Origin of the sequence: Alkalimonas sp., from assembly GCF_020831925.1 — a bacterium.
Taxonomy (GTDB): Bacteria; Pseudomonadota; Gammaproteobacteria; order Enterobacterales; family Alteromonadaceae; genus Alkalimonas.
In genome coordinates this window covers 13,819-35,720 of sequence record NZ_JAFIFQ010000011.1, presented here as the reverse complement: position 1 = coordinate 35,720, position 21,902 = coordinate 13,819, and the positions used below count along the sequence as shown (strand labels likewise).

Genomic DNA, 21,902 nt, shown 5'->3' with positions numbered 1-21,902 from the left:
AAGGAAGTTTAGCTCAACAAGACAGGCGCTAGCGCCATCCCCTGCATCTGTTGCTGCCGCAGTCCCTTGAGTTGCTGGCAAAGCAATTGTTGGTAAGGTTGAAAAGCTGGGCTGGTCGGGTGTTGTTCGGTCGCGGGCAGGAATTTTAGCTGTTTATCGGGCAGCATGGCTGCACTGACCTGTTGTTGCAGCTCGGCAAAAGCTGGCAACAGCATGGCCTGATAGCCTTCGTGCAAGGCGATGCTGACACCTTTGCCATCAAAGTCGCCAAAATAGATGGTTGGTTTTTGCAAACTTAACCAGGCGGCTTTAAGTGCTTTGCAGCCGCTGCTGTAGTGGCGGTCACCGCGATAGACGATCAGGATGTGCTGGTAAGGCAGCTCGATCGCAAAGCGCTCCAGCTGATAAAAGCAATCCAGGTTTTCCACCACCAGCAGGGCTTCATAGTCGGGCAACGACAGCTGCTGCCAGTCCAGATCAAGTTCTTGTACGGCAATACCAGCCAGCCTTTGGGGCTGAGGCAGTCGCAGTAAGATCCTTGCTTGCCGTGGTTTGATGCCAATACTTTTTTGCTCAATCTGGCTTTGCAAGGCCGCATCCGGCCGGCTCTGGTTCGAGAAATCCAGCCGATAATCGGGGTGCCCCAATGCCTGTTGCACCGCAGCAATTTGCTGTAGCAGGGCTGGCTCGAAGTAAAAATCCGGCCGCTGCAGACAGTTGCCGGGCACCTGCTCCAGCTGATGCGCCAGACACCAGCAAAGGACTTCCTGCACAGACTTTTGCCGGGTTGATTTTTTCAGCCGGCCTGCGGCAAGCACCTTAGGCGATAGTTGACGCAAAAAGCGGCAGGCTGCCGGGCTTAATACCGGCAGCATTATGCCGCCCGCAGGGTCAGCTGAATATCGCGGATCAGCAGCAGCTGGTTAACCGAGCTGGCCGGGGCTTCTTCGCGGCGAATGGCAAACATCTGCTTTTCCTCCAACGGCAGCGCCTGGTATTCAGCCAGGATCTGATACAGCCAGATCTCGCTGTCCCAACTCAGTTGCTGTTGGGCCAAATAATCCAGCGCACTCAGTTTGCCGCCCTGATCGATCACCCTCAGGTAGAAGTTTTCCACATCGGTTTTCAGCGCCTGCTGGCGGGCGGTGATTTCTTCATCGGCCAGTAGCTCAGCAAAGCTGGCGCTGTGCTGCTCGGGCAGTTCGATGCTGCCTGGCCGTGGCAGGGCACGCACCAGTTCGGCCAGTACCGCCCGCTCGCTGGCTTTATCCAGGGCGATGGCGGCTTGTGGCCGGATGGCCGCCGCCTGATTGAACAACGACGGTAGCTCGGAGCGGTTGGGGTAATCGGCCGGCTGGTATTTTGGATGCTGGCGCAAAAAGGCCGCCATATTGGCAATCAGCATCGAGCGGGCCTGCTGCTGACGGAACTTGGCCAGCAGCTGCACCAGCCGTTTTTGCACTTCCAGCAAGCTGCTGTGGTGCGAGCTCAGCTGGTTTTGCAGCTGACTAACCAGCAGTTTACGCAGGTGGTTATTGCCTTCGGACAGCTCAATCAGTTCGTTGAAATCGAGCAAATCCAGGCCATCCAGCAAACGGCGTAGTTGCTTTTGTGCCCGTTCGTTTTCGCGGATTTTATCATCCAGGCTACTGACAAAACCAAAGTCGCTGTTCAGCCGGTGCCAGAGGCTGTCAATGGCCTCTTCAAACTGGCCGCTTAAGTCGTGCACATGCTCGGTCAGGCGCTGCAGCTGCAGCTCGGCCACGCTGTAATCGCCTTTGTACTGCGCATCGCGGTAGGCCTGCACCCGGTTGCGGATTTGTTCCAGCTTTTCGGCGACATCGGCGTTGATTTGGCGGCGGTTTTCATCGGCCACCATACTGGCAATCAGTTCACTGACCAAAGGCCGCAGTGCCAAAGGCTGTTGCTCGTCTGGTCGCCATAAAATCCGGGCGGCGATCAGTTTTTTCAGCGCCCCTTCGCTAAAGGCCGTTTCATCGACCTGACCATCCAGATAGCCCTGCATCAGGGCTTTGTGGTGCTTGCCAAGCAAGGCCAGACGCTCGGCACCGATGCTGAATAAATTGGACGTCAGCTGTGAGTCGAGCGGGGCCATCAGAGCAGCGCCTCCTGGCTGGGGGTATCGTCCACCGGCAGCTGCTCTTCATCGCGGATAAAGCGGATCACATCCAGCAGATGGTCAATTTTGCCGGTGACAATGTAGTACTGGCGTTCGCTGTGCGGTTGCAACAGATAGCCGTGCTCTTTTAAGCGGCGGAAAATCAGTTTGACCTGGCTGTCCAGCTGCTCGCTCTGGCTGTTAAAAAAGCGGTCGCTGGCAAGGGCGTTCAGACGCTGGCGCAGGCTTTGGTTGTCTTCGGTGCGCAGCACAAACTCCTGCAGCTTGATGGTATCACCGGCGGTCAGGGCGCTGTCGCGGCCCAGGGTTTCCTGCACCAGTTGCAGCCACTCCAACAGCGGCAGCAAGGATTGCACGGTGAGCGCAAACTGGCTGCTTAAATGCTCGCGGGCTTCTTTGGTCAGCTCATGGTAACCCAGGTAAAACACCGAGCCATCGTCGTTGCTAACCAACCGGCGGTTCAGTGGCCGCAGGTAGTGGTTGATGTCCTGCTGGGTTTGCTCATTGCCGAGGTGGCGAAAGGCATCTTCGTCGCTGATTTGACAGATAAAGTCACCGGCCAGCAGCCGTTCCAGTAAAGGGCCGTGTTGCAGCATCAGCTGGCCTCCTGCTGTTTCTGCGCCAGTCGCTCAGCAAGGCGGCTGACTTTGGGTTGAATGCGTTTAAGCTGACGTTTGCTCGGATCCTGCTGGCTTGGCTCAATCAGATAGCGGTGCTGGAACAGCATCAGCACATCGGATTCCGGGTTCGGGAAGGCGCCAACAATCACGATGTTGTTGCTGCTGCAAGCCTGGAACAGTTTTTCCACGTTGTGGTACGCCAGGGTGCCGATTTCATCAATCGGCCAATGAATGCTGACCTTGGCATCGCCGCGTAGCAAGCGGGTAAAGGCCAGTAGGTATTTGCACAGAATAAGGTACGCCATGCCATGGCTGGACGACTCCAGCAGCTGGCGGTCGTTTTTAATCACCAGCTCGGAGCCGCCTTCGCTTAAATGCAGCTCCAGCCGCAGCAGCGATTCGATGCTGTATTGCTCGTCGGCGCGCAGCAGCTCGACCACATCGGCCAGGGCGTTTAAGTACTGCTCTGAGGGCAGGGCTTTGCCGGAAGCTCCCCAGTCATCGTACAGCTTGGCGAAGTGCTTCAGCGGCTGCCAGAAACCCAGCTCGTCGATGGTGGATAGAATGCGTACTTCCGAGCGGCTGATGCCTTCCAGCACCAAATCGTCGGCTACGGCTTCGCTTAAGCGGCGGCTTTGCAGGGCAATACGGCGGTTGATGTCGCTAAAGACGGTGAAAAACTTTTTCAGATCGCCGCCAATGTTCTCGCCCATTTCCAGCAGCTGTTGCTGGGCATCTTTTAAAATGCGCAGCAAATCGGACAGGATGGGCAACTGCTCGCGCTTGCCGGCGTAGTCGGGCAGTTTGCGTTTTTCATGCTCCAGCCGATCGAGAAACTCAGGACCGGCATCTTTACTCAGCATGCTTTCAAACTGCTCCATCGCCTGCTTCAGTGCGCTATCGAGCTTGCTGCGCTGCTCCAGGGCTTCGTTGGTGCGGGACAGTCGCTCGATCACATCGGCGCAGGCCGCCAGACTGGCTGGCTTCACGGTGCTCAGGTGCAGCTCGGCCAGCTTGCTTAAACACGGCTTTAATTGCGCCAGCCGCTGCTCGGCGTGTTGCATCTGCTCCTGATGCTGCTGCTTTTGTGCATCCAGCTGCTTTTGCTGCTGGCTGTAATCGGCTTTTAATTGCTCCAGCGCCTGACGGCTGCTGCGCTGTTGCTGTTTCAGCGTGGTTTCCTGCTCCAGCAGTTGCGGGCGCAGTTGCTGCCAGTCCAGTTGCATAAAGCTTTGCCAGGCGCTTAGTTCATTCTGACGCCCGGTGACGGCCTGAATATCGGCTTTGAGCTGGTCCTGCTTTTGCCGCAGCTCCGCCAGACGGCGTGGATCGATGCCTTTGGCCGACAGTTCTTCGGCAAAGGCCAGCTGCAGCTCGCGCAGCTGGCTTTTGTTGTCTTCGCGCTTACGCTCCAGCTGGCGCTCCAGCTCATCCATTTGCTCGTCGAACACTTGCAGCTCGGCCTGCCAGTCGGCTTTCAGTTCCATTTTCTGGCTGTTATGGTCGTCTTTCAGGCCATTCAAGTCCTGTTGCTGCTGATGCTGCAGTTTTTCCAGTTGCTGCTGACGGGCGCCAAGCTCCGAGCGCACAGAGGCCTGACGTTGTTTCACCAGCTCGCGCTGCTGAGCGTCTAAGCGGTTGCGGGCATCGCGGGCGTAGTCGATGTTTTGCTCGTACTGGGTCAGTTGCCATTCGGCCTGCTCCAGCTGGGCCCGGGCCAGTTCGGCCTGCTCGTACTTGTCTTTTAATGCCTTCTCGGCGGCGGCTTTGTTGGTGTTGGCTTGCTCCAGCTGTTGCCCGGCACTGTGCAGGCGGTGACGAATGGCGGCTTCGTCCTGGGCGTAATCCGGCGTGTCGATGGCTGCTAAATCCAGCTGCAGGCCATAGAGGCTGTCGGTCAGATCCAGCAGATGCGGCTGAAGATCGTGCCGCTCCAGCAGCCGCTCGTCCAGCACCTTGCCCAGCTTTTGCTCCCAGCCGTTGTAATGAAGCCGCAGGAAATGGCGCAAACTGCCTTGCTCTGGGCTTAACTGGCGCTCAAGGCTGTGCAGCTGCTGCTCGGCGCTGTGCTGGGCTTTACGGCTGGACTCGAGCTGCTGATCGGCCTGCTCACGTTGTTGCTGCGCTTGCTGATGCTGCTTTTGCAACTGCTGCAGCTGGCGGGCCTGCTGCTGGGCCTGCTGCTGAGCTTGTTCCAGCCGCAGTTCGGCGGCGCGCAGCTCGTCGTGCTCGGCTTCGGTCAGCGGCGAGGCGCTGAGCTGGCTTTGCAGCACGGCGATGGCACTGTGGCAGTCGCTTAGCTGAGTGGCGAAGGTTTGTTGTTGCTCGTGCAAGCGGCTTTGAAAGGCCTGTTCCAGTGTGGCCAGTTTGTTGTCCTGCTGCTCGCGGGTCTGATCTTTTTGCTGCTGCAGCTGCTTGGCTTTGGCTCTGTGCTGCTCGCTTAAGCGGTTAAAGGATTCGGCCAGTTTGGCTTTACGCTGCTCCAGCTGACGCTCCATATCGCCGTGCTGCTCCACCATCAACTGGTACTGTTCGGCCAGCTCTTGCAGGGTTTCACGCCACAGCGGCAGCGCATCGGTATCGCGCTGCAGCTTCGGCATGTCTTTGCTGTCAAAGTCATCAAACTGCTGCTGCAGGCGATCCAGCCGGGCCGAGGTTTCATGCAGATCGGCTTCGACTTTGGCCAGCTGGCTGTTGTGTTCCAGCTGTTGCTGCTGATACAGCTCTTTGGCACTTTGCAGTTGCTGGCGCAGGCTCTGCACCTGCTGCTCGGCATCGGCGCGCTGTTGCTTTAATTGCTGCTCATCCTGTTCGAGCAGGGGCAGCAAAGCCGCCAGCTGGGCTTCGGCACCATCCAGTTGCAGTGCTAGTTGCTGCAGCCGCTCGAAATCCTGCTGCAGCCGGTCCAGCCGCATCGATTGGCGCATTTGCTGGATCCAGTCCCGCGCCTTGGTGTTTTTTACCTTGGTGGTCGGCAGGGTCACACCATCTTCTTCAAAAATGGCCGCCAGCATGGCTTTTAAGGTGTCCATTTTGCCTTCTTTGGCATGAACGGCGCTGACCAGCTTTTCAATATGGCGCAGCTTATGGCCACTGGCCACCAGGCTGAAACTGGCTGCCAGCCGGCGCAACTTGACGCTGTCGGCATTGTTGCCGCGCAGCGCAGCAGCATCGTTCTGAATAATACTGCGGTACTCGCTAGTGGCACTGATTTTGGCCGACACCTGCACATCGGGCCGGGCCCGCATGGCGCTGGCCCAGTCGCTGTAGCTCAGCGCCTTGACCCCTTCGTCACTTTGCTGCAGGTAGAAATCGCTCTGGTAAGGCGCGCCGACAAAACGGTACTCGACACCGCCATCGCTTTTCTTGGTCAGCACCACCTGGCAGATCTCATCATTTTCACGCCGGTACTCGTACACCAGATAGCTGTTGGAGTAGGGCAGGTAAAATTCATCAAACTTTTTGCGTGTTTTGGGCACCACCCGGTTCGGCTGCTCGCCGTAAAACACCGGCACCAGCCGCTGCAGGGTGGTTTTGCCCGAAGCATTGGTGCCACAAATATTGGTGTGCTGGTCCAGCTGCAATTCCACCACACCAGGCAGGTGGGTGTGGATCAGCACAATACGAAGTAATTGAGACATAGCGCATCCTGTCGGCAGCACGCTGTTGCTGCCATGGTGTCATTTTTGTGTCGTGTTATGGCGGTTATTATCCACAGATTGGCAGCAAATGCCAAAGAGGAAATCAGTCGTGACCGTCAATTACGGCGCTGCCTGCAGTTAGATTGCTCAGTTGCTGGCAAAATACTGCTTCAGCGTTTTGTGGCAGCCGGATGGTTAGAGTGACCAGGTGGCTGTAATCGCTGTTTAATAGCTCGCCCTGATGCTCACAAAGCAGTTGCCGTACTTTGCTTTCATCGGCAAAACCGAGTTGAATGCTTAGCTCTGTCTGCGGGCTTATTGTACTCAGTTCAGCCAGACTAGCCGCTTGCGATACGGCAGCAGAATAGGCTCGCACCAGGCCACCGGCACCGAGTTTGACACCACCAAAATAACGCACCACCACCGCCAGGCTGTTGCCAAGTTCTCGTTCCGTCAGCACATGCAGCATCGGTCGGCCGGCGGTGCCGCTGGGCTCACCATCATCGCTAAAGGCTTGTGCCTCTGGTTGGCGGGTATTGCCAATCACAAAGGCCCAGCAGACATGACTGGCATAGCGGTAACGGTTGCGGTACTGTTCTACCCAATGCATGGCTTCGTCGCGGTTTTGCACCGGCTGCAGAAAGGTCAGGAAGTCGCTGTTTTTTTCCGACAGCTGGTGCTCAAGCGGGGCGGCAAGAATGGTAAAGTGACTCATAGATAATGCATTTAGGATAGTTGGCTGAGTATCATAGCGGAAAAAACAGAGCGTATCGTGCCGAACTTGTTTGAGCGGTGGTTACTTTGTCAGTAATTGCTTAATTTCCTGGCCAGCTTCAATGATAGCCTCCGCGCTTAAAATGCTTTGGCAAGCGCCGATAAAATTATCATCCATCGTGCTACTGTGGAAGATAAAGCCCTCATCATCGGCGTACTTTGCCAGCCAGTCATTCGCCAGCAACTCTCCGAGAGTGGAGTAAAGCCCACCGCCTTCAGAAAAGTTTGCAGTATCGTAATCAGTGCTAAGTACTTCCCGTACCCCTAAATTTTGTAGTGTATAGTCTTCTGAGAAATCTGTAGGCAGATTAACAATAAATCGCATTATCGGCTTGTCTGGAATGGAGCTATCCGTCACGCTGATAAGCATCGCACAAATATCCATTTTATGTGCAATGTACTCATCTAAGAGGCGGTATGGGTCTGGGGGCGACTTCGTAATGACCTCGGGAAACTGGACGAGCCTGCTGTATCTGTCAAAAATCCAAAACTGTTCGATATGCGTGATTTCATGGATGATGGTGGCGAGCTGCCTAGCGCGCCATTCTTCTTGCTGGATGTCCTGGCAATCGGCCGGAAAGTAAAAGTTTAGTTGTGCGACAACTGGATCAATCCGATGCATAAAATGAAACGATTGTTTGGAGACAAAGCGTACCCTGACATCATAAGGCAACTGGAACTGTTGAAACAAAAGTTCAGGAAAAGAGCTTGCAAGAAATTCCTGCCATGAATTGATATCTGCTTCCGGGCAGTTTAACCGACTGTCGTAACTGAAAGTTAACTGCATGCTGTCCGTTTGAATGCTTGTTAGCGGAAGATAATCCAATGCTGTTAATTGTCTGCCGGTCAGCGCATTTGGCTGTGCTCGGTAATGGGCTAGTGTTCTTAGCCACAGGTTATAACCGTTTTTGCTATACGGTGAATGGTTACTTTCACGCATAACGATAGCAGCCGAAATGGTACCCGGATTGTTCTGATACACCCTATTAGAATGTTTCTGTGCCAGCCAGTTTTCAAGTTGCGAGGCACTGCTACAACCGGTTGTGAGCATTATCAGGCTTAACAGCAGCGTTTTCTTTATGGTGGTCATTGGCTCGCTCTAAAAACTATCAGGCACGTCGTGCCTGATAGTGAACTATGAGATATTAAGGGATAATAACACAGCCTTCACCAATTGATTGCTGGCCGCCAAATGACTGGTTACAACTCTGCGGTGCCGCTCGGTTCGCCATCATCGCTAAAGGCTTGTGCCTCTGGTTGGCGGGTATGGCCAATCACAAAGGCCCAGCAGACATGGATGGCATCGCGGTAACGGTTGCGGTACTGCTCTACCCAATGCATAGCTTCATCACGGTTTTGCACCGGCTGCAAAAAGGTCAGAAAGTCGCTGTTTTTCTCACTGATGCGATGTTCGACTGGAGCGGTCAAAATGGTATAGCTTTGCATTTCAAATGGAACGTTTTAGCAAAGGATATGAGTATAACGAAAAAAGGTGCGACAGTCTGCCGCACCCTGAATCTTCATGCTAGCACAGCTTACAGCACGTAACTGATATGCTGGAAAAACCGCACTGTCAGGTTCTGATGGTTGCCATCAAAGCCAATGCTTTTGGCGAAGCTACGTAGCGCATCTTCTACCTGGTTCATAAAGCGGCCATAGCCCATTTCGGTATTGTCTTCCTTGCTGGCTACCAGCACAAAATGCGCGCTTTCTACCAAATTATCAGCCTGCCAGAAGGTCAGGTACTGCGGCTCACTGCAGTCAGGGTTGAAGCTGATTTTCTGCAGCTCGCGGTTTTTATCGTGCTGGTCCCATTTGCTGTTACGCACCAGAGGGGTCAGGCCATTGGCGACCATCGCCAACCGGTCCAGCTTCTTACCAGCACAGGCTTGCTGGAATTTATCCTGCAGGCTTTGGTACAGTGGGCTGAAGTCTTCACTTCGTTCATGCAGCAACTGCTGTTTCAGCGCTCGGCTGAGCGGCAGCGTCACAGTCACGTAGGTAATTTCACTGTGCTCGGCTGGCAGCTCGCATTGCCTGGCCTGATAGCGCGGGTACAGACCACGCAGTTTGTAACCGTAACTTTCTTTATGGCCTTTGGTTTTAGCAAAAAGATCGTAGGATAAATGCTGATGGTCGCGCAGTTTCATGGCACAGGGCTCGGCCAATTGGCTTTTTAACTGCTTAAGCAATTGCACCACTTTGCCATGGAAGCTGGCGGCCTGGCTACGCAGTTCTTCACCGGTGGCCAGAAACAGCAAACGGATTTTCCGCGCCTGATAGCCTGGAGTGACAAACAGATTCTGGCCTTCATGGTATCTAGGATTGTAGAAAAACAGAATTTGCTTCTCGGTTTGAAAAGTGTAGGACTCGGTATGAAAGCGCACTACCGGCAGCTTATCGTTGGCAATCAAGTGCACATTGCGCAGCTCCAGCGCATCGGCCAGGTTAAACAGCTGCTGTGCCAGCCCCTGATAGCAATCTTCGCTGCTGGCATAGTGGCTGTAAAAGCCATCATCCAGTTTGATTTCGGCCAACAGATACTGGTTGGAATGGGCATTGGTTGGAATGTAAACGCGATGCGGGTTGTGCGACGCCATAATGGGACTCCTTGAAATCCTGAATGCAATGGCGCTAAGTCTAGATCATGCAGGTGATCATTTTATTGTCCTGGATTAAAGTTTGCTCCTTCTATGGGCTGGTCAGCTTTCATTTGTTGCAAATAACTCCGTAGTTGCTCTGCCGGCATCGGCTTGGCAAAGAAGTAGCCCTGATACAGCTCACACCCCATTTGCAGCAGCAGATCTCGTTCATGGCTGTGCTCGACGCCTTCGGCAATGGTCAGTAATTTCATGCGCTGGCCAATGGCAATAATGCTGGCGGTCATATTGCGGCAGGTCTCGTCATCACGCATGCAATCAATAAAGCTCTTATCGATTTTAAGCTCATCTACCGGCAACGAGCGCAACATGCTTAAGGATGAGTAACCGGTACCAAAATCATCCATGGACACTTTGCAGCCCAACTGTTTGATGCTGCCCAGCAGCTGACAAACATGATCATGGTCCTCAATCAGGATGCTTTCCGTCAGCTCTAAGGTGAGTTGCTCCGCGGCAAGACTGAATTGTTGAATGTGTTGACTCAGCTGCGTCAGAAAGTCGCTTTGCAGCAGTTGGCGAACCGAGATATTCAGAGAAAGCTGAAAACGTTGCCCAAGCTGTTGCTGGATCCTGCTGATGTCGGCAAAGGCTTGCTGCATAATAAATTGACCAAGCAAAGGCATCTGGCCGCTGTCTTCAGCTACTGGCACAAACTGATCCGGTGGGATAAAACCATCGACCGGATCCTGCCAGCGAACCAGGGCTTCCACCCCATGCAGCTGACCTCGGCTATCAATTTGCGGCTGGTACACCATAAATAAATGCTGTTGCTCAATGGCCGTTCTCAGGCGTTGCTCGATTGCAAAGCGGCGCTGGTAACGTGCATCCAGCGGCTTGCTGTACAGAGAGATATTGTTTTTGGTTTTCTTTGCCTCGTACATGGCGATGTCCGCTGCTCGCACCAAATCATCCAATTGACTGGCATGACTGGGGTAGTGCGCAATGCCAATACTGGCACCCAGCACAAAGCGTAGCTTTTCCACCTGGTACGGGCTGGATAATTGCTGCACAAGCTGGCTGGCAAGTTGCATCGCTGCCTGCTCGGAAGCGGCGGGCAGAAAAATCAGGAACTCATCGCCACCGTGGCGCACAATGGAACCCGAGTGACCGGCCTGCACTTTCAATCTGCGGGTTACTTCCTTCAGAACAACATCGCCCAACTCATGACCAAAGGAATCATTGATGGTTTTGAAGTTGTCTAAATCCAGAAACAGCAAATAGCAGCCACTTTCGGCTGAACCAAGCAATTTACTGTTATGTTGGCGGAGGTAGTTTCGATTTGGTAGCCCGGTCAATTGATCGTGGGTGGCTTCAAACATCAACTCGGCGCGCCGTGAACGGTCGGCGTGGGCAATGGTGCGCACCAGAAAAAACAACAGCAACTGGCTAAGCAGGAACACGCCGAGGTAACGCCAGGAGTTGTGCCAAAATACCTGTTGCATCACCCGGCTATGCAATTTAGATACGGCCCACAGCTGATATTCCGGCAAATAGCGGATCACAGTCTGAATCTGGCCTTCGGGTAGTGTAAGTCGGATGTTGTAGGCTTCTTCGGACTGCCGCAGTTGTTGCAGACTCAGGCCGGTGTTGGCTTTTAGTCTGGCTTGCAGCTGTTGCAATACAGTCAGCGCGACCGGTGTTTCGTAACGCTCTGCTGAACTTGAAGCTTCACCTGCAAAAAACTGGTAGTAGCCATCTTGTTGCCGGATCAGGGCAACGCTGTTCATTTTCGGTAGTAATAACGGGGCAATAAAAGAATTCAGTTCCTCTTTTAACGAGATCCCTAATGCCATCATGGCAAGGGGTTCATGCTCTGAAAGGCGCAGCGCCTGTCTGACCGGGATGGTCCAGGCATCCATGCTGGGGATGTAATAGGTTGGCCCCAGAGTAAGTTGGTTTGCCTGCAATGCCTGATTAAACAGTGATTCATTTAAATCCTTTAGATTTCCCAAGGCAGCAATCGTGCGATTAGAGCTTACCCATAAAAGCTCACCATCCAGGCGTGAAATAGCATAGGCGGTGGCATAGCGGTTATTTTGCATCAGATGATCAAGCAACCGGGTGCCTTGCTCGATATCCAATTGCTCGGCCTTGACCAGTTGTACCAACTGATCGTGGTACAAGTCGGCCAACACTTGCTGTACTGAGAGCAGCGACTGTACTGAGGACGCCAGTTGCTGCACCTGAGTATGTTGTTGTTGACTATGCTCTTGCACCACCAACTGCCAGCGCTGATGCAGGAAAAAAACCAGCAGCACACAGCTACCGAGAAAAAGCAGTGCAAAGAGAAACCAGATGTTTTGCCGCAGTTTGGCCAAATCTCTTTTCCTGTCAAGCAGATGAAGAGTCAGTGTAGCCTATAAAGTCGTTGGAATCGAATCCATGTCGACACTGCTTTTGAGCTGTTCGTCCCGTTACTCCTTACGGTAACGGGCAAACCAGGCCAGGGTGTGCTCGACCTTGGCAATCATTCGGCTGGGGCGATTGGATACACCATGATAAGCACCAGGCACCCTTACCATAGCGGTATCCACTTGCCGCAGCCGAAGGGCCTGATAAAACTGCTCGGTCTCAGCCATGGGCGTACGGCGATCCAGCTCACCGGTAAAGAGCAGGGTGGGTGTCGTCACATTACCTACCAGCGACAGTGGCGAGCGCTGCCAGTAATGCTCATGCTGTTCCCAAGGCATGCCCGGGAATTGATTCTGAATTTGCGCCATGTAACTGTCGGCGGTCAGCACTTTGCTGACCCAGTTGATCACCGGATTGGTGGCTGCTGCGGCATTAAAGCGATCGGTTAGTCCAATCGCGTACGCAGTGGCAATGCCACCAGCCGAGCCGCCGGCAATAAACAAATTATTTTCATCAATAAAGCCTTTGGCAATCATCGCATCGATGCCAGACATATGATCGGCAAAGTCATCGGTGGAAGCGTATTTGTTTTGCAACAAGAGCGCAAAGCGCTCACCATAGGAAATGCTGCCACGGTAATTGTTGTACAGCACCACATAACCTTCGGCGGCATAGCGCTGCAGCTCGGCGGAAAAGTGCGGGCCATAAGGCAGGTGAGGGCCGCCATGAATTTCCAAGATCAGCGGGTATTTTTTACTGGGGTCAAACCCCGGTGGTGTGATGTACCATGCATGAATTTCTTCATCATCCAGCTTTGAGCGGTAGATAAATTCGTGCACCTTGCCCAACTGGCGCTGGCCCAGCAGATCTTCATTCAGTTTGGTCAGATTGCGCACCTGACCATGTTGCCAAAGAGCGACATCGGCCAGCCGCTGCGAGGAGCCGCGGGTATAAGCCAGCTGGCCTTTATCCGACAGGCTGAACATGCCGCTTAAATAGGGCCGGCCCGAGTTTGCACCGGATAGGTCACTGACCAGATCCGCCATCCGGTTACGCAGGCTTACCCGGGCCACTTTGGTCAGGCCTCGGTCTTCGTATTGAAACACCAGTTGTTGATTGTCCTGCCAGATCGGGTTTTCTACCGAGCGGTCCAGCTCTTTTAGTAGCGGCTGCACTTCGTTGTTACGGAGATCCAGCAACTGCAACTTGCTGTTGCGGTAAGCGACAGGCTTATCTGAGGCAAACAAAAAAGCCAGTTGCAAGCCATCCGGCGAGAATACCGGATGGTAGTGTTGGCCAGCCCCACTCAGCAGTGATTGAACTCTGCCGTCTTTAAGCTGCACTTGATACAAATCGGCTTGACGTGGTTGATACTCCCAATCGGTGTTGCGGTTGGCAGAGAAGACTAAGCGCTGGCTATCTGGTGCCCAGGCCAGAGGCCCCTGGTGCAGGTAAGGGCCTTCAGTCAGCTGACGGGCGCTGCCTCCAGAAGCTGGCAGTACAAAGACCTGGCGGTAAGCCGATTCCAGTAAGCCTCGGCCATCTTGCTGGTAATAAGTGCGCTCTACAATGATGGGTGTGTCGGCCCAAACAGCGTCTTTCGGCACTTTTGGTCGGTATACACTACGGGCAAATTCGGTCGGCTCAGCAGGTACCTCCATCAGAAACGCCAGATGTTGGCCATCCGGCGACCAGGCCAGCTGTTCTGGGCGGTTCGTTAAGTTGCTGATACGGGCGGTACGGCGTTGAGTGAGCCAATGCACATGAATTTGGTCGCTGCCACTTCGGTTGGAGAGAAAAGCGATGCGATTGCTATCGGGCGCCCAGCGCGGTTGACTGTATTGAAATTCATCGTCCAGCAGTGGCCAATGCTGACCAGTATTGGTATCGACAATCCACAGCCGCTGCTGGGTATTATCCTGCTGGATATTATTGCTGTTCCGAACATACACGATGTGCTGGCCATCCGGCGAAATTTGCACATCACTGGCAAACTCCAGTTCAAAAATATCCTCGGCACTAAAGTGCGCTAGCTCAGCCTGCGCCAGCGGCAGCCAGCAGCAAAGTATAATTAAACCAAGCCAATGGCTGACAGAGGTTTTCATCGACATCATTCGGATTGACTCCTGTATCACTTATTCGTGACCAAGCAACAGCTCAGCCAATTCCTGACCCAAATGCTGCTGCATGATCTGACGGTAGCTGGCACTGTTGCGATAGCCCCCTTCTGCTGCGAAAAAAGCCTGCATAAACTGCGTCCAGTCACTGTTGAGCGGCATAATAAAACCAAAGGTTTCATCGGTTTCTGCGGCTAGTGGATGATCCCGTAGCGGCATGCCAGCTTGACGGGCGCGCCAGTAATTGTAGGCATCAACGTAGCTGTAAAAGGCACCCGATGCGACTAACTCCAACAAATCTGGGTTGGATGTAACGCGCTGAATGGCCAGGTCCGGCTGATAGTTGTCTCGAATGCGGCGAATGCGCACTTCGTGTAAGGTGCCGGAAAATGCCAGTGGCTCTAATTCAGCAAACTGACTGGAAAAATCAGCCCAGTCCTCAAGCTCAGCAATATCCTGATGGGTGATCAGGGCTGCGACATTGTTCATGTAAGGGGGCGAGAATTGCAGTTCTTGTTTGCGTGCTTCGGTAATAGTGACATTACCCAGGCCAAAGACACCACCCTCTGCCTGCATCACCCGTTGATAAAAATGCTGCCAGTTGGTCTCGGCTTCAAAGTTAAGTTGCAGCTGTATGCGATGATGACGCTCAGCCCAGCGAGCAAAATCCCGCATAATCTCAACACTGACGCCAGTAAGTTCACCGTCGGCATTGGTGTAAGCAAAGCCTTCTGCTGGTACATATAGCACGGTCAGGTTGGCACGTCCTTGTTGCTGTGCTAGTTGAAAGCTATCGCCACGGTCTTGCCCAATCGTACTTTGTGTGACTCCTGGCTCTGGAGAACAGCCGCTCAGTATCAAGCCAAACACGATGAGCAGGCTAGGCAGGATAGATTTTTGCAACATAACGGATTCCTGTGGGCGGTCGAGGCTGAAAGTGCCGTTATCTTGGCAAAGTAGACTGGCTCTGTCAAAGTCAGCTGTCTATTTCAGGGCAGTATTGGTCTGACTTGGGCAACACCTCCTTTATAAAGACCAAGAAACAGCATGAGCTCTCCTTGTTCCTGATGTATCACCATGCTACGAACGCCTCCATACAAATTGCTGGATGGGTATTGGAAGCTTTGCCAGCTTTGCCCATGGTCATCAGACCACTCGATGATTAGAGGCTGAGGTAAATCGAACTCTTTGTTCCAGCCTGCGGTGTATAAGCGAGAGGAGTTAGGATCTTGCAACACATCGTAGTAAAAACGAAAATCCACATCACCCAATAAGCTTCGCCAATCCTCACCTCCGTTTTCACTTATAGCAATGCCTCCTTCGCCGGTGACAAAGACAGCGTTTGGTTGGTCAGCAAAAAAGCGGACTGAATAAACCACGGCCGGGCCTAAGTTGTTTGGATTACTCAACACCTGGTGGATAGCGGTATGGTGCTCAGTCAGTTCATCGGTCTGCAGTTTGAATTGATACAGTAAGGGGTTTTCGATCAAGCCCTGACCACCAGACCAGATCTCAGTTTTTGCCGGGTTGATGGCAAGAGCAGTGTTGGGTTGGCTGAACATGCCCCAGCCACCATGCAGTGGTTGCCAGCTCAGGCCATAATTGGTGGAACGGGCTACCACGTCGTAGCCAGAGCCGTAAAGGGTGGCGCTATCGGCTTCATAGATCAACGCAAAGGGTGGTTCGGCGCGAAATGTCTGACTTTTGCCGTCCTCGTACTCTGTCTCGTAATGTCCGAAATTGTGTTTAATTTCCTGCCAACTGGAACCAGCATCTGTGGTTTCATACAGGCTGAAGATAGGGTAACCCTCATCATCCAGTTGCTGTACACCAGCGAGCATGTGATGATCGGCAAAGCGAGCCAGGGATAGGACCTGTTCATCGTTAAAGCCAAGTTGCTGCCACTCCATGGTGCTTAGCTCAGCTCGGAACAGTCCGGCATTGGTCAAGGCAAACAGATACTGGTCGCTTAGTTGTAATTCTGCCACGATAAGGCCGTTCAAGCCGGTCAACTGGATACTAAAAGGTGCAGGTTCCGGCTCAGGCTCCGGGATAGGATTAGACACTGGAGGCAATGACTGTGCTGATTCATTGCCACCGCAGGCAGTTAACATCAAAAAGCTGAAAAATATAAATACCGTAGCGCTACGCATATTTGTTCACATGAATTAACGTTGAGTAAGCAACTAAATTAATCCATCTTACATTGACTCGCAAGCATTCAATCAATTTGCAGATGAGTAAAGTAAAATGCCAGTGCTGCGATGTCCTCATCCGATAACCCCCTGGCCTGAGGTGACATTAATGGATTGACGATTTCACCACTGCGATAAGCTTGTAAAGTAGTTGTCATATCCTTTGCGCTCATGCCGGCAATGCTGGGGTACATACGGTTGCGGGAAATGCCTTGTGGACCATGGCAAGCGGCGCAGCTACGGGCTCTGGCTTCGCCATGGCGCAGCAGTTCACGTTCACTGTCGGAAAGGGCCGCCCAGGGATCAGGTTTGGCTGTTTCGGTGATGGTGGCAGGATCGGAGCAGGCGGCTACGAATACGCCAAAAGTGACGAAGATCAAAAGGCGGCTAAGTTGATTCATGCTATGCTTTTACTCCCTGGTTTTCTGGCAGCCTGCCACAGACTGGCAAAGAACACCAGTCTGCATTGTGCGTACCCTTTTGTGGTTAAAGTGGACGCTGGCCTGGCCGGTCTGCTTTTGCTAATCTTATTGAACATCAGTGCGTTAATTCAAGCTCCAGCGCTAACTACAAGGACTTTGCTTTGTTTGCGATGATACGAACCATCTGGCCATTGCTGCTGGGCATGCTGATTGTTGGCATGACTACCGGTCTGCAAAATACCTTGTTGTCGATTCGGGCTGAAATGGAAGGCTTTAGCAGCGCTAGTACCGGTATGATTTTGGCGGGTTATTTCATTGGCTTTTTGCTGGGGGCTATCCGGGCGCCAAAAATGATCCATCGGGTAGGGCATATCCGGGCTTTCGCCGCTTTGGCGGCGCTGGCATCGATCAGCATTCTGGTGCATGCCATCTGGGTGAATACCGGCGTCTGGTTTGTGCTTCGTATGGTATCGGGCTTTTGTTTTTCCGCCATTTTTGTTATTGCGGAAAGCTGGATCAATGCCGGGGCTACCAATCAAAATCGTGGCAAACTCATGTCGCTGTACGTCATGATGTTGTTTGGTGGCATTGGCTTGGGGCAGTTTTTGCTCTACATCGGTGACCCCCGCGATTTTATTCAGTTTACTTTGGTGTCTATTTTAATTAGTGCAGCCGTGATCCCACTGCTGATTACGCCCACCACAACACCTTCTTTTGGACCACCGCAAAAAATGCGTGCTGGTGAGTTGATGCGGGTCGCCCCCCTGGGCATTATTGGCTGTTTCTTAATGCAGTTTGCTTATGCCTCTTTATTCGGTCTTGGGCCCGTGTATTTTTCCCGCCTTGGTCTGGAGTTAACACAAATCGCCAACCTGGTGGCCTGCCTGATTTTTGGCTCGCTCTGCTTCCAGTTTCAACTGGGTAAGCTGTCTGATCGTTTCGACCGGCGACTGGTGATTGCCAGCTGTGCTTTTGCTTCCTGTGCCATGGCACTATGGATTTCCAGCCTGGATAACTCGCAAATTCTGCTGCTCTATGTCAGCTACTTTGTGTTTGGTGCCGTGATGCTGCCTATTTTCTCTATGGTGGTGGCCTACACCAATGATTATCTGAGTAAAGAGCAAATGGTAGGTGCCAGCAGTGCTCTGGTGCGAGCCAATGGCCAGGGCGCGATTTGTGGTTTATTGATTTCAGGCCTGTTGATGCACTTTGTCGGGACTCAGGTATTTTTCTGGTTTATTGGCAGTTTGCCGGTGGTGGTGGGCTGTATGGCACTGTACTTACGCTTTTTTGACCGTCGGCAGCGGCAACGCCGTGCCAGTGCTACGGTGATGCTGCCCACTCAATCATCGGAAAGCATGATCAAAGAAGGGCTGGAAAAACAACAGGACAGCCAGGATTAAGCGCATTGCTACCGGCTGAAATTGCAGCTAAGCTCAAAGCCATTGATGCAAAAGGGGAATAGCATGCTTCGAATTTCATTATTGGTCATTTTTCTTTGTGTGCCTGCCGGGCTCTTGGCAGAACAGTCAGCACGACCAGCCATCAGCGCCGAACTGGAGCAAAAGGTGATTGCCTGGCGGCGGGACATCCACCAGCACCCGGAGCTGAGCAATCGCGAGTTTCGCACAGCTGCTTTGGTAGCAGCGCATCTGCGCGAGCTGGGTATGGAGGTGCAAACCGAAATTGCCCATACCGGTGTGGTTGGGGTGCTGCGTGGTGGCAAGCCTGGCCCTGTGATAGCACTGCGGGCCGATATGGATGCCCTGCCGGTCACAGAACAAACCGATGTGCCTTTTCGCTCAACAGTGATTGGCGAGTACCGCGGCAACGAAGTCGGGGTCATGCATGCCTGTGGCCATGACTTGCATGTCGCTATGCTGATGGGGGCAGCTGAGTACCTGGCTGAGCATCGCCAGCAGCTAGCTGGTACCGTGATGTTTATCTTCCAGCCAGCGGAAGAAGGTGCGCCGCCCGGAGAAGAAGGCGGCGCTGAGCTGATGCTGCGTGAAGGCTTATTTGCTGAACTGAAGCCGGATGCTATTTTTGGTATTCATGTCTGGGGCCAGGCTCCGCTTGGCGCCATTGGCTACCGTAAGGGACCTTTGATGGCATCGTCTGATCGCTTTGAGATCCGGGTCAAAGGTCAGCAGACCCATGGCTCCTCGCCCTGGGCCGGGGTCGATCCTATCGTGGCGGCCGCGCAAATTATCAATAACGTGCAAACCATCGTTAGCCGGCAAATCAACATTACCAGGGCACCGGCCGTAGTGAGCTTTGGTATTGTCGAAGGCGGGGTGCGCAACAACATTATTCCGGATGAGGTCTATCTGGAAGGCACCATTCGTAACTTTGATATGGACATTCGCCAGCAAATTTTCCGCCAGCTAACCCAGGCGGCAGAGGCTTCAGCTCATGTCACTGGTGCCACTGCAGAGGTTACCATTATTGAAGGCTACCCGGTGACCATCAACAATCCGGAGCTGGTGGCGCGGATGTTGCCAACCACCAAGGCGGTGGCTGGTGAGCAGATGGTGCAGGAAAGCCCACTGGTGACCGGCGCGGAGGATTTTTCCTATTACGCGCTGGAAGTGCCCGGCATGTTTGTATTCTTGGGGGTAGCGCCGCCAGATAGAGACCCGGCCAGCATGCCAGCCAATCACTCACCATTTTTCTATGCCGATGAGCGGGCATTAAAAGTGGGCACCAATCTGTTTATTAACTGGGTGTTTGATTACCCGGGCGCTGGTTAAAGCGAGTTTTTGATGTGCTGGGCGGGCAGATAGCTGTTGTGTCCGCCAGGGTAAAGCTGCAGCCGGGCAATGCCGGGGGCAAAAGCCTGATACAGTGCTTTGCTGCGTGCCCGGTCAATGATTTCATCCTGCTCGGCGACCAGCAGCAGGGTGGGGGTGTCAATCTGACTGGCGTAGCGGGCGGATTCGTAGCGATCTTTTAATAACCAGCGCACCGGCACTACAGGGAACTGCTGTTGGGCCAATTTTGTCAGGCTATCAAAAGGGGTGATCAACACCAACTGCTGCAGCGGGCGCTTGGCCGCCAGTTGCACCGCCACGCCCGAGCCAAGGCTGCGGCCAATCACGGTGATGTCGCTGTGCTGTGTCGCTACCTTATCAAACAAGGCCAGTGCATCGCTGACCAGTGCTTGCTCAGATGGCCTGCCTTCACTGCCGCCATAGCCGCGGTAATGCATCAGATAAATAGCGTGCTCGGGAAAAGCGGCGCTGAACTCAGGCAGGTTGACACTGACATCCTCGGCATTGCCACCAAAGTACAGCAGAGCCTGTGGCCCGGAGCGAGACTGCTGACTGACCAGCAGCTGATGCTGGCCTTGCTGCAATACAAGCGGCTGTTCCGGTGGAAAGGCCGCCGGTACCGGAAAATAAATCAGCTGGCGCTGCAACAGATACAGCAGCAGGCACAGCAGCCCATAACCGGCCAGCAAATACCCCAGCAGTGTTAGCAGAGTGCGCATGCTTTGGCTCCTTTGATGCAGGGGTATAAAAAAACGCTGTAGGCAGAGTTTAGCGCATGGTAACAAACTCTTCCGCACTGGTGGGGTGCAGCGCTACTGTGGCGTCAAAATCGGCCTTGGTAGCACCCATTTTCAACGCCACGGCAAAGCCTTGCAGCACTTCATCCATGCCTTCGCCGATGCCATGCAGGCCAACCACTTTTTCCTCTTTGCCGGCGCACACCAGCTTAAAGGTGCTCATGGCGCGGTGCGGTGTGATGGCGTTGTACATGGCAGCAAAGCTGGAGCGATAGACCTTGATGTTGGCTTCGCCGAATTCAGCTTTAGCTTCTGCTTCGGTCAGGCCGATGGTACCAATTGGCGGATGGCTGAACACCACCGTCGGAATCAGCCGGTAGTCCATTTTGGCATCCGGCATGGCCTTGTTAAACAGCCGTTCGGCCAGCATACGGCCGGCTTTTACCGCCACCGGAGTGAGTTGGGCTTCGCCGGTGATATCCCCGACTGCATAGATGCCTGGCACATTGGTGTTTTGGTAAGCATCGGTGCGGATATAGCCTTGCTCATCGGTGGTGACGCCAGCGGCTTCAAGCTTTATGGCATCGGTGGCAGGTTCGCGGCCAATGGCCCAGATCAGGCAATCAACATTCAGCAGCATGCCGCCATCGCTTAGATACACGATCAGACGGCCATCACTGCCTGCTTCTACTTTGCTAACTTCGGTCTGAGTGTGCAGTTGCAGTTCATCCTGTTTCATCCGCTCCAGCAGCGCATCGGTGATATCGGTATCAAAGTTGCGTAGCGGTCTGTCTTTGCGAACCAGCAGGTGGGTATCACTGCCAAGCGCATGCAGCACACCGGCGATTTCTACTGCGATGTAGCCAGCACCAACCACCACGGCTTTTTTCGGCTGCTCGGTGAGGGCAAAAAAGCCATCCGAGTCGATGCCAAGCTCTGCGCCTGGAATATCCGGCCGGCTTGGCCGGCCACCGACGGCAATGGTGATATGATCGGCACTGATGCGCTCGCCATTCACTTCCACCGTGTTTTTATCAACAAAAGTGGCAAAGCCTTCAATCAGCTCAACGCCATTGCTGGCAAAGCCGCGCTGATAAGCCGCATGAATGCGCTCAATATAAGCCTCACGGTTGCGCACCAGGGTGGCCCAGTCAAACCCTTGCTGCTGCATATCAAAACCATAAGCCGGGCTGTACTTGATGGCTTCGGCAATATGAGCGCCGTACCACATGACTTTTTTCGGTACGCAGCCGACATTCACGCAGGTACCGCCGACCGCTTTGGCTTCTATCACAGCGGCTTTGGCGCCACGCATGGCGGCCCGGTTAGCGGAGGCAATGCCGCCACTGCCGGCGCCAATGGCCAGGTAATCGTAATGTCGGGTCATAAAAAATCCTGTTTTTTTGAGGCGTATTAGCTTCTATATAAGGCCCGGTGAGTGGAATCACAAGAGCTATGGACTAAACAGCT

Annotated in this window: 17 protein-coding genes; 2 read left to right on the top strand and 15 right to left on the bottom strand. The window is 53.6% G+C overall.

From position 1 onward, the window contains the following. Positions 1–8: 8 nt before the first annotated feature. From JJU14_RS05565 to JJU14_RS05505, 13 genes are all read right to left on the bottom strand, one after another. Positions 9–875 carry a Wadjet anti-phage system protein JetD domain-containing protein gene (locus JJU14_RS05565; protein WP_228611608.1) on the bottom strand — a complete coding sequence of 289 codons (867 nt, stop codon included), beginning with the start codon at positions 873–875 and terminating at the stop codon, positions 9–11. After that, positions 875–2,116 (bottom strand): hypothetical protein, encoded by a 1,242-nt coding sequence (locus JJU14_RS05560; RefSeq protein ID WP_228611607.1) that lies wholly within the window; start codon positions 2,114–2,116, stop codon positions 875–877. Before JJU14_RS05560 ends, JJU14_RS05565 begins: the two co-directional genes overlap by 1 nt. Then, a complete protein-coding gene (locus tag JJU14_RS05555) occupies positions 2,116–2,736 on the bottom strand; it encodes a hypothetical protein (protein WP_228611606.1) in 621 nt (206 codons plus the stop codon). The genes JJU14_RS05560 and JJU14_RS05555 overlap by 1 nt, the downstream gene beginning before the upstream one ends. After that, positions 2,736–6,401, bottom strand: a complete 3,666-nt coding sequence (locus JJU14_RS05550; RefSeq protein WP_228611605.1) for an ATP-binding protein — start codon at positions 6,399–6,401, stop codon at positions 2,736–2,738. The genes JJU14_RS05555 and JJU14_RS05550 overlap by 1 nt, the downstream gene beginning before the upstream one ends. Positions 6,402–6,504: 103 nt before the next feature. Then, complete coding sequence (locus JJU14_RS05545; protein ID WP_228611604.1) at positions 6,505–7,116, bottom strand: YigZ family protein; 612 nt, start codon at positions 7,114–7,116, stop codon at positions 6,505–6,507. Between the two features lie 81 nt (positions 7,117–7,197). Beyond that, positions 7,198–8,265: a hypothetical protein gene (locus JJU14_RS05540; RefSeq protein WP_228611603.1), complete on the bottom strand. Its 1,068-nt coding sequence runs from the start codon at positions 8,263–8,265 to the stop codon at positions 7,198–7,200. A gap of 110 nt (positions 8,266–8,375) precedes the next feature. After that, a complete protein-coding gene (locus JJU14_RS05535; protein WP_228611602.1) occupies positions 8,376–8,603 on the bottom strand; it encodes a YigZ family protein in 228 nt (75 codons plus the stop codon). A 107-nt stretch (positions 8,604–8,710) separates the two neighbouring features. Next, positions 8,711–9,775 (bottom strand): DUF3083 family protein, encoded by a 1,065-nt coding sequence (locus JJU14_RS05530; RefSeq protein ID WP_228611601.1) that lies wholly within the window; start codon positions 9,773–9,775, stop codon positions 8,711–8,713. Positions 9,776–9,837: 62 nt separating this feature from the next. Continuing rightward, positions 9,838–12,153, bottom strand: coding sequence for an EAL domain-containing protein (locus JJU14_RS05525; protein ID WP_228611600.1), 2,316 nt, complete (start codon positions 12,151–12,153; stop codon positions 9,838–9,840). Between the two features lie 96 nt (positions 12,154–12,249). Further along, complete coding sequence (locus JJU14_RS05520) at positions 12,250–14,301, bottom strand: S9 family peptidase (RefSeq protein ID WP_228611598.1); 2,052 nt, start codon at positions 14,299–14,301, stop codon at positions 12,250–12,252. Between the two features lie 21 nt (positions 14,302–14,322). Continuing rightward, entirely contained in the window at positions 14,323–15,210 is an 888-nt protein-coding gene (locus JJU14_RS05515) for a transporter substrate-binding domain-containing protein (RefSeq protein WP_228611597.1), read from the bottom strand. 83 nt (positions 15,211–15,293) lie between these two features. Then, positions 15,294–16,370: a hypothetical protein gene (locus tag JJU14_RS05510; protein WP_228611595.1), complete on the bottom strand. Its 1,077-nt coding sequence runs from the start codon at positions 16,368–16,370 to the stop codon at positions 15,294–15,296. Positions 16,371–16,525: 155 nt separating this feature from the next. Beyond that, positions 16,526–16,900, bottom strand: coding sequence for a cytochrome c (locus JJU14_RS05505; protein WP_228611594.1), 375 nt, complete (start codon positions 16,898–16,900; stop codon positions 16,526–16,528). Between the two features lie 128 nt (positions 16,901–17,028). Here JJU14_RS05505 and JJU14_RS05500 point away from each other — a divergent pair, with 128 nt between their 5' ends. Next, entirely contained in the window at positions 17,029–18,324 is a 1,296-nt protein-coding gene (locus JJU14_RS05500; RefSeq protein WP_228611637.1) for an MFS transporter, read from the top strand. A gap of 63 nt (positions 18,325–18,387) precedes the next feature. Further along, positions 18,388–19,674, top strand: a complete 1,287-nt coding sequence (locus JJU14_RS05495; RefSeq protein ID WP_228611592.1) for an amidohydrolase — start codon at positions 18,388–18,390, stop codon at positions 19,672–19,674. On the opposite strand, the gene JJU14_RS05490 is transcribed toward JJU14_RS05495, so the two are convergent. Together JJU14_RS05490 and gorA are read right to left on the bottom strand one after the other, a co-directional pair. Further along, entirely contained in the window at positions 19,671–20,414 is a 744-nt protein-coding gene (locus JJU14_RS05490; protein WP_228611591.1) for an alpha/beta fold hydrolase, read from the bottom strand. The genes JJU14_RS05495 and JJU14_RS05490 overlap by 4 nt on opposite strands. Before the next feature lie 49 nt (positions 20,415–20,463). Next, positions 20,464–21,819: a glutathione-disulfide reductase gene (gene gorA / locus JJU14_RS05485; protein ID WP_228611590.1), complete on the bottom strand. Its 1,356-nt coding sequence runs from the start codon at positions 21,817–21,819 to the stop codon at positions 20,464–20,466. Positions 21,820–21,902 lie beyond the last annotated feature (83 nt).

Excerpts from the sequence above, each read along its gene's own strand:
- JJU14_RS05565 (WP_228611608.1), bottom strand. The coding sequence starts at position 875 with ATGCTGCCGGTATTAAGCCCGGCAGCCTGCCGCTTTTTGCGTCAACTA.
- JJU14_RS05560 (WP_228611607.1), bottom strand. The coding sequence starts at position 2,116 with ATGGCCCCGCTCGACTCACAGCTGACGTCCAATTTATTCAGCATCGGT.
- JJU14_RS05555 (WP_228611606.1), bottom strand. The coding sequence starts at position 2,736 with ATGCTGCAACACGGCCCTTTACTGGAACGGCTGCTGGCCGGTGACTTT.
- JJU14_RS05550 (WP_228611605.1), bottom strand. The coding sequence starts at position 6,401 with ATGTCTCAATTACTTCGTATTGTGCTGATCCACACCCACCTGCCTGGT.
- JJU14_RS05545 (WP_228611604.1), bottom strand. The coding sequence starts at position 7,116 with ATGAGTCACTTTACCATTCTTGCCGCCCCGCTTGAGCACCAGCTGTCG.
- JJU14_RS05540 (WP_228611603.1), bottom strand. The coding sequence starts at position 8,265 with ATGACCACCATAAAGAAAACGCTGCTGTTAAGCCTGATAATGCTCACA.
- JJU14_RS05530 (WP_228611601.1), bottom strand. The coding sequence starts at position 9,775 with ATGGCGTCGCACAACCCGCATCGCGTTTACATTCCAACCAATGCCCAT.
- JJU14_RS05520 (WP_228611598.1), bottom strand. The coding sequence starts at position 14,301 with ATGATGTCGATGAAAACCTCTGTCAGCCATTGGCTTGGTTTAATTATA.
- JJU14_RS05515 (WP_228611597.1), bottom strand. The coding sequence starts at position 15,210 with ATGTTGCAAAAATCTATCCTGCCTAGCCTGCTCATCGTGTTTGGCTTG.
- JJU14_RS05505 (WP_228611594.1), bottom strand. The coding sequence starts at position 16,900 with ATGAATCAACTTAGCCGCCTTTTGATCTTCGTCACTTTTGGCGTATTC.
- JJU14_RS05495 (WP_228611592.1), top strand. The coding sequence starts at position 18,388 with ATGCTTCGAATTTCATTATTGGTCATTTTTCTTTGTGTGCCTGCCGGG.
- JJU14_RS05490 (WP_228611591.1), bottom strand. The coding sequence starts at position 20,414 with ATGCGCACTCTGCTAACACTGCTGGGGTATTTGCTGGCCGGTTATGGG.
- gorA (WP_228611590.1), bottom strand. The coding sequence starts at position 21,819 with ATGACCCGACATTACGATTACCTGGCCATTGGCGCCGGCAGTGGCGGC.